At 61.5% G+C, this 14,993-nt stretch carries 15 protein-coding genes; 6 read left to right on the top strand and 9 right to left on the bottom strand.

The genetic code is table 11. The annotated features are described in order from the left end of the window. Window positions 1-8: 8 nt before the first annotated feature. Together F2982_RS02950 and radA are read right to left on the bottom strand one after the other, a co-directional pair. Complete coding sequence (locus F2982_RS02950; RefSeq protein WP_112719544.1) at window positions 9-638, bottom strand: CvpA family protein; 630 nt, start codon at window positions 636-638, stop codon at window positions 9-11. A 94-nt stretch (window positions 639-732) separates the two neighbouring features. After that, window positions 733-2,136, bottom strand: coding sequence for a DNA repair protein RadA (radA, locus tag F2982_RS02945; RefSeq protein WP_112719543.1), 1,404 nt, complete (start codon window positions 2,134-2,136; stop codon window positions 733-735). A gap of 246 nt (window positions 2,137-2,382) precedes the next feature. Between radA and F2982_RS02940 the strand changes: the two genes are divergently transcribed. Both F2982_RS02940 and F2982_RS02935 read left to right on the top strand, forming a co-directional pair. Then, complete coding sequence (locus F2982_RS02940; protein WP_112719542.1) at window positions 2,383-3,072, top strand: PDZ domain-containing protein; 690 nt, start codon at window positions 2,383-2,385, stop codon at window positions 3,070-3,072. Window positions 3,073-3,204: 132 nt separating this feature from the next. Next, window positions 3,205-3,840, top strand: a complete 636-nt coding sequence (locus tag F2982_RS02935; protein ID WP_203429178.1) for a LysE family translocator — start codon at window positions 3,205-3,207, stop codon at window positions 3,838-3,840. A gap of 3 nt (window positions 3,841-3,843) precedes the next feature. On the opposite strand, the gene alr is transcribed toward F2982_RS02935, so the two are convergent. After that, window positions 3,844-5,016 (bottom strand): alanine racemase, encoded by a 1,173-nt coding sequence (alr, locus tag F2982_RS02930; RefSeq protein WP_203429177.1) that lies wholly within the window; start codon window positions 5,014-5,016, stop codon window positions 3,844-3,846. 420 nt (window positions 5,017-5,436) lie between these two features. On the opposite strand from alr, the gene F2982_RS02925 reads away from it, so the two are divergent. Then, window positions 5,437-5,883 carry a hypothetical protein gene (locus F2982_RS02925; protein ID WP_203429176.1) on the top strand — a complete coding sequence of 149 codons (447 nt, stop codon included), beginning with the start codon at window positions 5,437-5,439 and terminating at the stop codon, window positions 5,881-5,883. Between the two features lie 184 nt (window positions 5,884-6,067). Here the strand turns inward: F2982_RS02925 and F2982_RS02920 are convergent, their stop codons facing one another. Further along, entirely contained in the window at window positions 6,068-7,561 is a 1,494-nt protein-coding gene (locus tag F2982_RS02920) for a replicative DNA helicase (RefSeq protein ID WP_112719675.1), read from the bottom strand. A gap of 321 nt (window positions 7,562-7,882) precedes the next feature. Between F2982_RS02920 and F2982_RS02915 the strand changes: the two genes are divergently transcribed. The 3 genes from F2982_RS02915 to F2982_RS02905 are packed head-to-tail and all read left to right on the top strand — an operon-like array spanning window position 7,883 to window position 11,093. Continuing rightward, window positions 7,883-8,326 (top strand): MarR family transcriptional regulator, encoded by a 444-nt coding sequence (locus tag F2982_RS02915; protein ID WP_112719538.1) that lies wholly within the window; start codon window positions 7,883-7,885, stop codon window positions 8,324-8,326. A 10-nt stretch (window positions 8,327-8,336) separates the two neighbouring features. Beyond that, window positions 8,337-10,007 (top strand): MFS transporter, encoded by a 1,671-nt coding sequence (locus F2982_RS02910; RefSeq protein WP_203429175.1) that lies wholly within the window; start codon window positions 8,337-8,339, stop codon window positions 10,005-10,007. An 18-nt stretch (window positions 10,008-10,025) separates the two neighbouring features. Further along, a complete protein-coding gene (locus tag F2982_RS02905; RefSeq protein WP_203429174.1) occupies window positions 10,026-11,093 on the top strand; it encodes an HlyD family secretion protein in 1,068 nt (355 codons plus the stop codon). Window positions 11,094-11,156: 63 nt separating this feature from the next. Here F2982_RS02905 and rplI read toward each other — a convergent pair whose 3' ends face one another. From rplI to F2982_RS02880, 5 genes are all read right to left on the bottom strand, one after another. Then, a complete protein-coding gene (gene rplI, locus F2982_RS02900) occupies window positions 11,157-11,735 on the bottom strand; it encodes a 50S ribosomal protein L9 (RefSeq protein ID WP_112719535.1) in 579 nt (192 codons plus the stop codon). A 15-nt stretch (window positions 11,736-11,750) separates the two neighbouring features. Beyond that, window positions 11,751-12,734: a DUF2232 domain-containing protein gene (locus F2982_RS02895; protein WP_112719534.1), complete on the bottom strand. Its 984-nt coding sequence runs from the start codon at window positions 12,732-12,734 to the stop codon at window positions 11,751-11,753. Window positions 12,735-12,890: 156 nt separating this feature from the next. Next, window positions 12,891-13,139 carry a 30S ribosomal protein S18 gene (rpsR, locus tag F2982_RS02890; RefSeq protein WP_004680498.1) on the bottom strand — a complete coding sequence of 83 codons (249 nt, stop codon included), beginning with the start codon at window positions 13,137-13,139 and terminating at the stop codon, window positions 12,891-12,893. Between the two features lie 12 nt (window positions 13,140-13,151). Continuing rightward, entirely contained in the window at window positions 13,152-13,610 is a 459-nt protein-coding gene (gene rpsF / locus F2982_RS02885; RefSeq protein WP_112719533.1) for a 30S ribosomal protein S6, read from the bottom strand. A gap of 288 nt (window positions 13,611-13,898) precedes the next feature. Continuing rightward, window positions 13,899-14,942 (bottom strand): aldo/keto reductase, encoded by a 1,044-nt coding sequence (locus F2982_RS02880; RefSeq protein WP_203429173.1) that lies wholly within the window; start codon window positions 14,940-14,942, stop codon window positions 13,899-13,901. Between the last annotated feature and the right edge of the window lie 51 nt (window positions 14,943-14,993).

The following is a 14,993-nucleotide window of genomic DNA, read 5'->3' as shown; positions in this document are numbered from 1 at the left end:
ACACTGTGTCAATTCGACTGCGGTTGCGCGCCGCCTGCAGGGGCGGCCGGTGCTGCATCGTCTGCCGGCGCCTGGTCTGCTGCCGGCGCATTGGCATTGCCCGTATTCTCGCCCTGCGGCTGAATTTTGTCCATCACGCTGGTGCGTATCATTTGGGCGAACTCTTCCGGCAGGACCGACTGCAGTTTCACGACCATCGAGTCGAGGAACGGCTTGGATTTGGCGTTGTTGACCCATGCCGGACGGTGATCGGCATCGACCAGCCAGTTCCAGAAGGCGACGGCCACGACCAGCAGAAGAATGCCGCGTGCGGCGCCGAACAGGAAGCCGAGCGTGCGGTCGAGCGCGCCGATGCGGCTGTCGATGATGAAATCGGCGATCTTCATGGTGATGAAGGAGATGACGATCAGCGCGATCAGGAAGACGACGGCGGCCGAGCCGACGATCGCGATGCGGTCGTCGTCGGTGTACTTCTTCGCGTAGGGCACCAGGTAGTGGTAGAGGTAGTAGGCTGCGGCAGCAGAACCGCCCCAGCTTGCGATCGACAGGACCTCACGGGAAAAGCCGCGGACCATCGCCAATACGGCGGAGAAGAGCACGACGCCGATGACAATACCGTCGAAAATCGTAATGGGCATATAAATTCAACTCCAGGGCTGCTGCGTTTCCGCAAGCGGGCCGCGCCTCATTCGTGTGCATCCTATATCACTACCGTTTACGGCAATGAAAGGATCAACCGTCGTCTTCCACACGTCGTAGCGCACCCTTCGATCCGGCGATGCGCGCCACCAGGTCCGGCAGGCTCTCTATCTCGTTCCAGCGTCCCCCGGTGCCCTTCGGCAGATCGGCGGTCGCTGTTGGAAGCAGCGCTGCAGAAAATCCCAGCTTCTCGGCTTCTTTGAGGCGCTGGGCGGTGTGCGCAACCGGTCGGACGGCCCCCGACAGGCTGACTTCGCCGAAATAGACGCAATCGGCCGGGAGAGCAATACCGGCAAGCGAGGAAACAAGGGCCGAAGCGACGGCCAGATCGGCTGCCGGCTCGGAGATCCGGTAGCCGCCGGCGATGTTGAGATAGACGTCGTGTTGGCCGAGCTTCACGCCGCAATGGGCTTCGAGCACGGCAAGGATCATCGAAAGCCGTGCCGAGTCCCAGCCGACGATGGCGCGCCGCGGCGTGCCGAGCGAAGTCGGCGCCACCAGCGCCTGCACTTCGACGAGGATCGGCCGCGTGCCCTCCATGCCGGCGAACACCGCCGCACCCGGGGATTTCTCGTTGCGCTCGCCGAGGAACAGCTCGGAAGGGTTGGCGACTTCGCGCAGCCCCTTGTCGGACATTTCGAAGACGCCGATCTCGTCGGTCGGACCGAAGCGGTTCTTGACGGTTCGCAGGATGCGATAGTGGTGGCCGCGGTCGCCTTCGAAATAGAGGACGGCATCGACCATGTGCTCGACGACGCGCGGACCGGCGATCTGGCCGTCCTTGGTGACGTGGCCGACGAGCACCATGGCAGCACCCGTCTGCTTGGCAAAACGGATCATCGCCTGCACGCCGGTCCTGACCTGGGTGACGGTGCCCGGCGCCGATTCCGCCAGATCGCTCCACAGCGTCTGGATGGAATCGATGATGACGAGATCGGGGCGTTTTCCCTCGGCAAGCGTCGCGAGGATGTCCTCGACATTGGTTTCGGCGGCCAGCATCACGTCGGTATCGGCCGCACTCAGCCGTTGCGCGCGCAGGCGCACCTGAGCAACGGCCTCTTCACCCGAGACATAGATGATCTTGTGGCCGCGGCGCGAGAGCGCGGCGGCGGCCTGCATAAGCAGCGTCGACTTGCCGATGCCGGGATCGCCGCCGACGAGCACGGCCGACCCGCGCACGAAGCCGCCGCCGAGCGCCCGGTCGAGCTCGGAAATGCCGGTATGGATGCGCGGCGCTTCCTCGATCTCGCCCGAGAGCGCGGTCAGGGCAACGGGACGTCCCTTCTTCGGCGTCTTGGCCGGTCCGCCGCCGATGCCGCCCATCGGATCTTCCTCGACGATGGTGTTCCACTCGCCGCAGCCTTCGCACTTCCCGGCCCAGCGGTTATGGACCGTGCCGCAGTTCTGGCAGGTGAATTGAGTTCTGGCCTTCGCCATCAGGTTGGACTTTCGATGCTGGAGTTGGCGGCATCATCCGGTCGCGGATGATTCGCTCTTTCATCCATATGTCGGTCCGTTCTTGCTCCGACGCAACAGGGGATAGGCACACGGCGCAAGCAGCACACGCGCATGCGACTTTAGTTTCATGATCTGCTGATCTATTGGCAAATTCTTAATGAGAGAGGGCCATTTATGACACGCGGAGACGGCATCGGCCGGCTCGCATCTACGGTGGAGATTGACTTGAGAAATACCTACCTTGCTGTTCGCGCGCTGGTGATTGCCGCGAACATCGCTTCGCCGCTCGCAATATATCCCGCAGCCGCTGCAACGCCCCCTGCAGACGGAATGCCGGCACCTTCCATTTCCAAGGCTCTGGATGCGCTTCTGCTGCCGGTCAACAAGGCCGTCGCCAAGAAGTTCAAGCTCGCCAAGGGAGAGCATGGTGTGCTGGTTCTTTCCGTCAAGCCGGGTGGTGTTGCCGACAAGCAAGGGATCAAGCCGGGCGACGTTCTCTCCGAGGTTCATGGCCATAAGGTTCATAAACCTGTCGACGTCGATGTCGCGGTTAGACGCGACCTGAAGGCCGGTCATTCGGATATTGCGCTTTCCCTTCAGCGGGACGGTACGCCTGTGGCCGTTGCGGCCGTCATCACGATGGAATCCTATAGCGAAGCCGTCTCGGTGACCGAAGTGGCGACGTGGGAAAGCGATACGTCCGACGCCTCGTTCTCCTACTCGGAATATGTGTCCGAGGAAACGGAGACCATCGAGTCGTCCTACGAGAGCGAAGAGACCACCGTCGAGGAAGCGATGACGCAGGAGGAATCGGCGACGGACGAAGAGACCAGCGCCGATGAAGCCGACGACAGCGACGATAGCGCTGATGACGGCGACGGTGACGACGGAGACGGCGGCTCCGACGAAGAGTAACCGAATTGGGGTGGCCGCTCGCCAAGAGTGGCCGCCCGTCCATTGCGTCTGGGCGCATCAATCAAAACTAATGATTTTCCTATCATCAGCCGCAGTGGCAGGCTGCGTTGTATATTCATAGGAACATTGCCCATGCTCGATTATTCGCTTGCCCACTGGATCACCTTCCTGACCGCCGCCGTGCTCCTCAACCTGTCGCCGGGTCCGGATATGGCGTTCATTCTCGGCCATACGATCAAGAGCGGCACGCGCGCCGGCTTTTCCGCGGTCTTCGGCGTGTGGACGGGCGCCTGCCTGCATGTGCTCTTCGCCGCCTTCGGCCTCTCCGCAGTGCTGGCCGCCTCTGCCTTCGCCTTCTCGGCGGTGAAGTGGGCGGGTGCCGCCTATCTCGTCTGGCTCGGCATCCAGGCGCTGCGGTCGGGCGGTGAGGGCGGTTTCGTCGAGGCTGCGGCGGAGACCATGAGCTGGCAGCGCATCTACCGGCAGGGCGTGCTGGTGTCGCTGCTCAATCCGAAGGTGGCGATCTTCTTTTTGGCCTTCCTGCCGCAATTCGTCGTCGAAGGCGCGGGGCCGGTCTGGTTGCAGCTCGCCGTCCACGGCCTGCTGATCATCGCCGTTGCCGTCTTCATCGAGCCGCCGCTGATCCTGGCGGGCGGCAAGCTGGCCGCGCTCGTCAAGGGCAATCGCAAGATCGGCCTGTGGCTCGATCGCGGTCTCGGCGCGCTGCTCGTCGCACTCGGGGTTCGCCTGGCGCTGACGACGCGCTGAGGACTATTCCTCGTCGACCACGTATTTCCGCTCGTGACGCAGCCCGATGCTCGTCAGCATCTCGTAGCCGATCGTGCCTGCGGCGCGTGCCGCATCGTCGACGAGGATATTCTTGCCGAAGAGCTCGATGTAATCGCCGGCGCGGATCAGGTTTTCGGGCAGATCAGTGACGTCGAAGATCGTCAGGTCCATGGTGATACGGCCGGCGACCGGAACGTGATATCCCTCGAAGAAGCCCTGACCGCCCTGCGGCAGCGCATTGCGCAGCGGCACCCCGCCGCTGGACTGGCTGCGCATGTAGCCATCGGCATAACCGGCGGCAACGATCGCCAGTCGGCTGTCGCGGGTCAGCTTCAGCGCCCGCCCGTAGCTGACGGATTCACCGGCGCGCACCGTCTTGACCTGGATCACCCGGGCTTCGGCGGTGGCGACAGGGCGCATCGGGTTCTTTATGCCGTGGACGGCCTCGGCGCCATAGATGGCGATGCCCGGGCGCGTCAGGTCGAAATGATAATTTTCGCCGAGAAACACACCGGCGGAGGCCGCAAGGCTTGATTCGATACCTTCATAGGCGGCGGTAACCCTGCGGAATGATTCAAGTTGCTGCTTGTTCATCGGCGACAGCTGATCGTCGCCGCAGGCGAGATGGCTCATCACGAGAACAGGCGCAAAGCTCGCCGGCCGCGAGACGTCGTCGGCGAGTGCCAGCGCCTCGTCGATGTGAAGACCGAGCCTGTTGAAGCCGGTATCGACATGCAGCGCGCAGGGATAATCGCCATAGTCGGAAAGCACCGCCATCCAGAAGGCGAGCTGCTCTTCGGACGAAATGACCGGCACCAGATCATTCTCGAAGAAGCGCCGCTCGGTTCCGGGCCAGATGCCCGACAGCACGAAGATCCGCGCATCGGGCGCATAGAGGCGCAGCGTCACGCCCTCGTCGACGGTCGCGACGAAGAAGTCGCGTGCGCCCGCCATATAGAGCGCCTCGCCGGAATCCTCGATCCCCATGCCATAGGCATCCGCCTTGACGACGGCCGAGGCGCGCGCCTTTCCAGAACGCCGCGCCATGTCCTGCCAGTTCTGGGCGAGGGCGGAAAGATCCACCGTCAGCCGCAGGCCGGCGGATTCAAAAGGGTCGTCTTCGAAGCTGTCGGAAATATCGGTCATCGCACACATCAAGAATAAGGGCCGGAGAGGAGTCTCCGGCCAGTCTAAAGCTCATGACCTGTGAGGGGAACCCCGTCGCTGCATTGCAGCAATGTCATTCTTGTCAGGCAACACAAGATCCCATTCGATGAGCGGCACGGTGTCCTCGTGTATTCTCTGCATTTCTCAAAAAATCATGGCTCAGTTTGTTGACTGTCGTGAGTTAGTAGGACTCTTCCCGCTCATCGAAGTGGCGTTCACATCGCGGCTACAGCGGATACCCTGGCTTCCGGAGAGTTGCGGGCATGATTGTGACGGCGGCGAACATTGCTGTCATCAGGGAATGCTTCTCAGTAGGAGGAAGTTTACTACGCCAGCAAAGACCGATTGCATGGGCGGCCGGAAAGTCTTTAGTTGTATTTACTCCAGAGTTAATCCTCGAGTTGCGAAATGATCGCCAACAAGATCAGAAATGTCATCAGTGGCAGCCTGGCAGGCTACGGAATCGCGTCTTTTATCTGCTTGCTATTCTTGCAATCACGATGGGTCGATCTCGCCCCGCGATCTCCCGACCTCGCTTTGAACTTGTATTTAAAACACAACGAACACGGTTCGACCGTCTTTTTCTCGCCGTTCCAAGCCACAAGTTGCGCACTTATGTTTGCGACTTCTATTCCGTTGTTCTTTTTGAGTGGCGTGGTCGCGCCGAAGAAAAATACCAAGTTTGAGGCAAATTATATCGCGGCCAGAGCAATATGGGAGGAAGACGACCCCTCGCACATCCGCAAGCCGGCATTCATTTTTGGCGCAACTGGAGCGCCGTTTATAATCTATTTCGCGGGTAGCTGGTTAGTTCACTGGCTAAACGCCAACGGCATAGTCTTCGATCTTGGATAGTCTGCGCGGGACTACAAGCTGTCGGCGAAAACCTTGCAGCGCTGGCCGTGGCCGTGTGGGTAGATTAGGGGGATCGGAGAGGTGACGGTCGTGCGAGGCGACTACGCTACGGCGTCGATAAGAAAGCCTCATGTTGGCGATAATGCCAACATGAGGGCTCGGTGTCAGATTGCAGCCACGCTGCTCAGTGTTCTTCGTACTGCGTGAACGACGGCTCGGCGAGGTCGGCGAAGCGGGTGAACTCCGACTGGAAGGCGAGCTTGACGGTGCCGGTCGGTCCGTGGCGCTGCTTGGCGATGATGACGTCGGCGGTGCCCTTGACCTTTTCGAACAGTGCTTCCCATTCCGCGTATTTCGGATCGGCGGGATCGCGGGGCTCGAGGTTCTTGACGTAATATTCCTCGCGGAACACGAAGAGCACGACGTCGGCGTCCTGCTCGATCGAGCCCGATTCACGAAGGTCGGAGAGCTGCGGGCGTTTGTCGTCGCGGCTTTCGACCTGACGCGACAGCTGCGAAAGGGCGATGATGGGAACGTTGAGTTCCTTGCCGAGCGCCTTGAGGCCGGTGGTGATCTGGGTGATTTCCTGAACGCGGTTGTCGCCCTTACCGGCGCCGGTCATCAGCTGGATATAGTCCACCACGAGGCAATCGAGGCCGCGCTGGCGCTTCAGGCGGCGGGCGCGAGCCGAAAGCTGGGCGATCGAGATACCACCGGTCTGGTCGATATAAAGCGGCACCTTCTGCATCATCATCGAGCAGGCGACCAGCTTTTCGAAATCGGCATCGTTGATGTCGCCGCGGCGGATCTTCGAGGAAGAGACTTCCGTCTGCTCGGAGATGATACGGGTGGCGAGCTGTTCGGACGACATTTCGAGCGAGTAGAATCCGACGACGCCGCCCTGCTTCGCCTTGAAGCTTCCGTCCGCCTGCACTTCGCCTTCATAGGCGGCGGCGATGTTATAGGCGATGTTGGTGGCGAGCGAGGTCTTGCCCATACCCGGACGTCCGGCGAGCACGATCAAGTCGGAGCGCTGCAGACCGCCCATCTTGCCGTCGAGCGAATGGATGCCGGTGGAGATGCCGGAGAGACCGCCATCACGCTCCTTGGCGACGGCAGCCATGTCGATCGCCAGCGCCACGGCGTCGTTGAACGACTGGAAGCCGCCGTCGTAGCGGCCGTTTTCGGCGAGCTCGAACAGGCGGCGCTCGGTGTCTTCGATCTGCGCCTGCGGCGGCATGTCGAGCGGTGCGTCATAGGCGATGTTGACGACGTCCTCGCCGATGGTGATCAGCGCGCGGCGCAGCGCCAGATCGTAGATCGCGCGGCCATAGTCCTCGGCATTGATGATGGTGACGGCCTCACGGGCGAGGCGGGCGAGATATTCGGAGACCGTCATGTCGCCGACCTTCTCGTCGGCCTTCAGGAAGGTCTTGATCGTCACCGGATTGGCGATCTTGCCCATGCGGATGATATCGCCGGCGACCTCGAAGATCTTCCGGTGCAGCGGCTCATAGAGATGGATCGGCTTGAGGAAGTCGGACACCCGGTAATAGGCGTCGTTGTTCATCAGGATAGCACCCAGAAGCGCCTGCTCCGCTTCGATATTGTTGGGTGCTTCGCGGTAATGCTGCTCGGCAGGAGCAACGGCGGCAATCTTTCGCGCGGCGTCGTTCATCGTCATCCGTTCTGTCGTTTCTATCCCGGATTTGAAGACTGCCACCTGCAAATGCAAGTGCATGGCGGCAACAGCGCCTGCCGGTCTTCAAAATCCACTGCGCTTTGCACGTTGTTCGACTTGTCCACAGCGCTTCAAAGCCTGTGGACAAAAAATGCTATCGTGTCACCTTGGGGACACGGGCCCGGCTGCGACTCAGCCTGCATTTTTACTGATGGCTATTTTACCCGTAAGCCATCCGAGTTAGTACTTGAAAAAATGCCAAATCTGCTTTAGATAGTAATAATATAATTAGCACACTAACTAACTGGACTGGAATCTATGGCGAATAAGCTGCTCGGCCGCGAATTGATCGAAGACATTGCTGCCTTCACCCGCAAGCTGAGAGCGACTTTCGATGCCAGGGTCAGGGAACGCAACATGACGCTGCCGCGCGCCCGGGTGTTCTTCAATCTCAACAAGAAGGACGGCATCAACCAACGCGAGCTCGCAGACCGCCTCGAGCTCGAAACCCCGACGCTCGTGCGCATCCTCGATGCGATGGAAGGGCAGGGCTATGTCGAGCGCCGTGTCGCCGGCTCCGACCGCCGCGCCAAGGAGATCTACATGACCGATGCGGGCAGGGTGGTCGCCGCAGAAGTCGAGGGGCTCGCGGAGGAAGTGCGCGGCCAGATCATCGCCGGTATTCCCGAAAGCGATCTCAGGACTACCTTGAATGTTATCCGCGCAATGCAGGCGAACCTGGCGGCCGTTCGCGGACAATGAGGACGCGTGAATGAGCCTCGCCGAGACAGCAAACGACAATGCTGTAGCCGCCCGCAAGGGCGAGGAAGAGGCCGTCACGCCGCCGCCCGCAGCGCCGCCCTTGCCGGTGCCGCTGGCGCGCTGGAAGGTGCCGCTCTACATGGCCTCCTCGGTCTTGTTCTTCCTGACCCAAGGGTTGGGGATGAACCTGATCACCGCCAATATCTACCAGCTGCAGGGCTCGTTCTCGGCGACCACGATCAAGGTGTCGTGGCTGTCCGCCGCCTATATGGCGCCCTATGCCAGCCTTGCCATCGCGCTCTTCAAGATCCGCACGCAATATGGCCTGCGCCGCTTTGCCGAGTTCAGCATCATCTGCTTCCTCTTCGCCTCGATGATGAACCTGCTGATCACCGATCTGCATTCGGCGATCGTCGTGCGCGCCTTGAGCGGCATGGCCGCCGCCCCACTCTCGACGCTCGGCTTCCTCTACATGCTGGAAGCCTTCCCGCCGGAGAAGAAGCTCTCGGTGGGCCTCAGCCTCGCGCTGATGAACACGCTGTTTGCAGCGCCGATCGCCCGCATCATCTCGCCGTCGCTGCTGGATCTCGGCGGCTACAGCGCGCTCTACACTTTCGAGATGGGGCTGGCGCTGATTGCCCTGCCGGTCATCTATCTGCTGCCGCTCACGGCGCCACCGCGCGCCAAGGTCATCCAGCGGCTCGATATCCTGAGCTACCTGCTGCTCGCCATCAGCTTCGGCTGCCTGGCCGTCGTCCTGACGCTCGGGCGGCTCTACTGGTGGTTCGAAGTATCCTGGCTCGGCATCGTGCTTGCCGTCTCGATCGGCGCGCTGACGCTGATGTTCCTGATCGAGCTGCCGCGCGCCAATCCGATGCTCGACCTGCGCTTCGTCTTCTCGGGCGCGAACATGCGCATGGCCGGTCTCCTGCTGTTGTTCCGCTTCGTCTCCTCGGAGCAGTCGACGACGGCTGCGAATTTCTACCAGCAGCTCGGCCTGCTCAACGACCAGACGATCCATCTCTATGCGATCATCCTGCTCTCGTCGCTCGCGGGTGGCCTGTTCTGCGCCTATTTGATGATGACGCGCTATGTGGAGACCGCGCATGTACTGGCGCTGATCCTGATCGCGGCGGGCGCCTATATCGACAGCCAGTCCACCAGCCTGACGCGGCCGCCGGAAATGTATTTAAGCCAGGCGATGGTCGCGGCCGGTGCGGCGATGTTCCTGCCGCCCGTCATGTCCAAGGGCTTCGCGGCCGTTCTCGCCAAGGGCATGCCCTATATCGTCAACTTCCTGGTGATCTTCCTGTTCACCCAGTCGATCGGCTCGCTCTTTGCCTCGTCGGTGCTCGGCACTTTCGTCGTCATCCGCGAGAAGTTTCATTCCAACGTCCTCGTCGAGCATATCCTGCTGACGGACCCGATCGTCGCCCAGCGCGTCTCGCAGCTTTCGGCGGCCTACGGCAAGGTCATCACCGACAAGACGCTGCTGAATGCCGAGGGTCTCTCGCTGCTCGGCCAGCAGGTGACGCGGGAGGCCTATGTGCTGGCCTATAACGACGCCTTCTACGTCATCTTCCTGTCCTGCCTGGCAGGTCTCGTCGTCCTTCTTCTCCATCTCGCATGGAAGCGCCGGCCCTGGCAGAACGGGCCGGAGGCCGTCCTTGCGCAATCCTGAGCCAGAGGCCCCACTCGCATGTTCAAATCCCTCCGCTCGCCCACCTCTCTGATCGTGCTGATCGCCGGTGCCGCCGGCATCCTGCTGGTGCTCTATGCCTGGCGCCTGCCGCCTTTCGTCACCTCGGTGGAAACGACCGACAATGCCTATGTCCGCGGCTATGTGACGCTGATGAGCCCGCAGGTCAGCGGCTATGTCGTCGATGTCCCGGTCAAGGATTACGAGCATGTGAAGCAGGGGCAGGTGCTCGCCAAGATCGATGACCGCATCTATGCCCAGAAGCTGGCGCAGTCGCGCGCCGCCCTCGACGGCCAGAAAGCCTCGCTTGCCAATTCGCATCAGCAGGAGCTCTCGGCGCAAGCCAGCATCACCTCCAGCCAGGCGCAGATCGACAGCGCCACGGCGGCGCTGAAGCGCGCCCAGCTTGCCTGGGATCGCGTCGATAATCTGAGCAACCGCGGCATCGCTTCGGCCAGCGAATCCGAAGCCGCCCAGGCGACGCTCGAGCAGGCGAAGGCGGCGCTCAATCAGGCGCAGGCCGCCCTCGAAGTCTCCAAGCAAAGCCTGGCGACGATCATCGTCAATCGTGCCTCTCTGGAAGCCAATGTCGCCGGTGCCGAGGCGGCGGTCCAGCTCGCCGAAATCGACCTGCAGAACACCTCGGTCGTGGCACCCCGCGACGGCCATCTCGGAGAGATCGGCGTGCGGATCGGTCAATACGTCACATTGGGCACGCAGATGATGGCGGTGGTTCCCGAGGACGTCTGGGTGATCGCCAATTTCAAGGAAACCCAGCTCGATGGGATGCAGGTCGGCCAGCCGGTCTCGGTCTCGGTCGATGCGCTCGGCCATCACCGGCTGACTGGCCGCGTCGAACGCTTCTCGCCGGCCGCCGGCTCGGAATTCGCCGTCATCAAGCCCGATAACGCCACCGGCAATTTCACCAAGGTCGCCCAGCGCGTCGGCGTGCGCATCAGCATCGATCCCGGGCAGGATCTGGCCAAGGACCTGTCGCCCGGCCTCTCGGTCGTGGTGCGGATCGATAAGAGCGCAGCACCTCTGAAGAGTGTTGCCGAGAACCAGTAGGCCCCTGAAACGAAAAAGCCCGGCACGAGGCCGGGCTTTCCGTATGCTGTATCGGAGAGAAGCTTATGCTTCGTCTTCGTCGAGGCCGTCAGCTTCCGGATCGAAGAAGTCTTCCGGACGCAGAGCGTCTTCGTCAACGCCGTAGATCGCGTCAACCGAGGTCAGGGTCTCGCCCTTGGCCTGGCGCTCAGCTTCTTCAGCCGAACGGGCAACGTTGAGCTCAACGTGGATTTCGACTTCCGAATGCAGCTGGATTTCAACCTTGTGCAGGCCGATTGCCTTGATCGGCGTGTTCAGGTGAACCTGGTTGCGGCCGATGTTGAAGCCTTCTGCGCCGAGGATGTCGACGACGTCGCGAGCAGCAACCGAGCCGTACATCTGGCCGGTTTCGCCAGCCGAACGGACGACGATGAAGGACTTGCCGTCGAGAACGTCGGCAACCTTCTGGGCTTCCGACTTGCGCTCGAGGTTACGGGCTTCGAGCGTTGCACGCTCGGCTTCGAAGCGCTTCTTGTTGGCTTCGTTGGCGCGCAGAGCCTTGCCGAGCGGCAGGAGGTAGTTACGAGCAAAGCCGTCGCGAACCTTTACGGTTTCGCCCATCTGGCCGAGCTTGGAGATACGTTCGAGGAGAATGACGTCCATGTTAGAGTTCCTTTCTTAGATGTTCGAATCTGTTTGTTTGGGGGCATCGGCATCCTTGTTGGGGGTCAGTGCGATCGCTTTGCGCGTATCGGACAGGCCGACGACCAGGATGAAAAAGGCTGGCAGCATCAGGATGAGCGATGCCAGGTAGAGAAGGATCAGCGCCGGCAGGCGCCAGTCCTTGCCGCGCGTGCGGAAATGCAGCGAGGCGAAGCCGGAAAGCAGGAAGCCGGCGCCGAACGTGCCGACGACGGTTGCTCCGATCATCGCCGGAACGCCGCCGAAGAAGGTGGCAGCCAGACCGGCGAGGAAGACGAAAATCGAGTTGCGATTCATCCGAAGCGCGGACGGAATGTCTTCGCGCGGACGCAGCGCCCGGCCCGAAGCGTTCACGATGCGGGTCGCGATGTAATAGGCAGCAAACAAGAGCACCACCCACATGGCGCCCTGGATGGCTGGCAGCATCAGCAGCAGCAGCGACTTGGTCTGCGCCGTCGCAGCCGGATCGAGGCTCACTTCCGGCTGCTGCTGGGCAAAGGACGTGAACAGCGCATCGACCATCTGGCTGACGAGATCCGGGCCGTAGCCGATCATGAAGCCGGTGACGATGACGGCGAGCGTCACGAGTGCGCAGAGATGCAGCAGGATGTCGGACAGCGGATACCAGGCCATCAGATGATCGGGACCGCCGAGCTCGGAAGCGGGGCGCGCCAGATTGGCGAGGTGGCTGAGCCAGCCGGCCGGCAGCAGCGTCACCAGCGTCATCATCAGCGCGAAGGTCGGCGAGATGGCGATGGCGCCGAGCACGGCGGCAGTCACGACGGCGGAGATGGCCGCAGCATTGCCCCAGCCGAGGCCGACGAGAAGAATGGGAAGCGCGGAAGCCGCGTAAAGGACGGCGCTGAACGACAATTGAACGCTCGCGCCGAGCACCAGCAGTGCGGCGGTAATGCCGGCAAGGGCGCCGGTCAAAAGCGTTTTAAAGTCCAGTTTGTTCACGGTCGCTGTCCTGCTTCATCAAGCAGTTAGAGGGCGTTTTCTGAATCAGTTTCAGAAAGGCCTCAACATGGGTTTTAAGAGTTCCGATCCGCGCCCATCGCGAAAGGGAGAAGGGAAGGCATTGCTGCCTTCCCTCGATTTGGTCTCGTCAGCCGATTAGGCGACGACGTACGGCAGCAGGCCGAGGAAGCGGGCGCGCTTGATCGCCTGAGCGAGTTCGCGCTGCTTCTTCTGCGAAACAGCCGTGATACGGGACGGAACGATCTTGCCGCGCTCGGAAATGTAGCGCTGCAGGAGACGGACGTCCTTGTAGTCGATGCGCGGAGCATTAGCGCCCGAGAACGGGCAGGTCTTGCGGCGGCGATGGAACGGGCGGCGGACCGGAGCGGAGGAAGCTTCAGACATTCTTATATCTCCTTATGCACGGTCTTCGCGGGGAGCGCGATCAGGACGCGGGCCACGCTGGAAGTCGCCGTCACGGCGCGGCGGACGGTCACCGAACTCGCGGCGCGGGCCACGGTCGCCACCTTCACGCGGGCCGCGGTCGTCGCGGTCGCGCTTCTGCATCATGGCAGACGGGCCTTCTTCGTGCTTTTCAACAGCGATCGTCATGTAGCGCAGGACGTCTTCGCTGATGCGCATCTGACGTTCCATTTCCTGGATCGCAGCTGCCGGTGCATCGATGTCCACGAGGACGTAATGTGCCTTGCGGTTCTTCTTGATGCGGTACGTGAGGGACTTGAGGCCCCAGTTTTCGACGCGCCCGACCTTACCGCCGTTAGCTTCGATCACACCCTTGTACTGTTCTACGAGGGCGTCGACCTGCTGAGCGGAAATATCCTGCCGGGCAAGGAATACATGTTCATAAAGAGCCATGACAGCTTTGCCTTTCTTGCGTTTGGTCAACCCGGTATTCGGCGGCTAAGCCTCAACGACTGCTCCTGATTGGGCGGACCCAGGCAAGAAAAGCGTTTCCGAGACGGTCGAGAGCGGAGACACGGGAGGCTGGAACGCTTCCGTTCCGAACGATTCCCCTAAAGGAAACCGGCCCTCCGTTCAGCCACCAGCCAGAAGACCGGGTTTCGAACAGGGGCGCTTATACGGATTTTTCGGCAGAAGGCAAGGGCTGGCCGCACGTTTCGCACGCGCGGCCTTTCTCTATGATCAAAGCGGCATCGGATACTGCCGGTGGACCTTCTCGATCTCGGCAAGCACGTCGCCCGACAGCTTCACATCGACCGAGCTGAGATCGGTCGTCAGCTGTTCTATCGTCGTCGCGCCGATGATCACCGAGGCCATGAAGCGGCGGGTGAGGCAGAAGGCGAGTGCCATGGCCGAGGGGTCGAGGCCGTGGTTGGCGGCGATCTCGATATAGGCCTTGGTCGGTGCTTCCTGCAGCGGCTGCAGGCGGCCGCCGAGGTCGCCGTTGATCGAGGCGCGCGATCCCTCAGGCTTCACGCCACTCTGATACTTGCCGGAGAGAATGCCGGCGGCGAGCGGCGAATAGGCGAGCAGGCCGACATCTTCGTGATGCGAGAGTTCGGCGAGATCCAGATCGAAGTGACGATAGAGGAGGTTATATTCGTTCTGGACGCTGGCGACGCGCGGCAGGCCCTTCTGCTCCGAGAGCGTCAGGTACTTCTGGATGCCCCAGGTCGTCTCGTTGGAGAGACCGAGCGCGCGCACCTTGCCTTCCTTCACCAGGATATCCGTCGCCTCAAGAATATCGAGAATGTTGGCGACGGCTTTGGCGCGGTCCTGCTTGAAGGGGTCGTAGTGCCAGTTCTGGCGGAAATGGAAATGGCCACGGTTCGGCCAGTGGATCTGGTAGAGGTCGATATAGTCGGTCTTCAGGCGCTTGAGGCTGGCTTCGACGGCAAGCTTGATGTTCTTGGCATCGGCGCCTTCGCCGCCGCGGATGTAGGAGCGCCCGTGGCCGGCTACCTTGGTCGCCAGCACGATGTCCTTGCGCTTGCCGGTCTTTGCGAACCAGCTGCCGATGAATTCTTCGGTGTGGCCGTAGGTTTCCGAGGAAAGCGGCGTCGTCGGATAGAGTTCGGCGGTGTCGAAGAAGTTCACGCCCTTTTCGACGGCGTAATCCATCTGCGCGTGGGCTTCTGCCTCGCTGTTCTGCGAGCCCCAGGTCATGGTGCCGAGGCAGATTTGCGAAACCGATATGTCTGTACGGCCTAATTTGTTGAACTTCATTGGAAAACCTTGAAAGCAAGTGTGCGGCGGAACCCGCGCTGGGGCGGCGCA

It is taken from the genome of Rhizobium sp. BG4 (genome assembly GCF_016864575.1).
Lineage (GTDB): Bacteria > Pseudomonadota > Alphaproteobacteria > Rhizobiales > Rhizobiaceae > Rhizobium.
The sequence above is the reverse complement of the archived record's forward strand: the minus strand, read 5'-3'. Positions and strand labels throughout refer to the sequence as shown.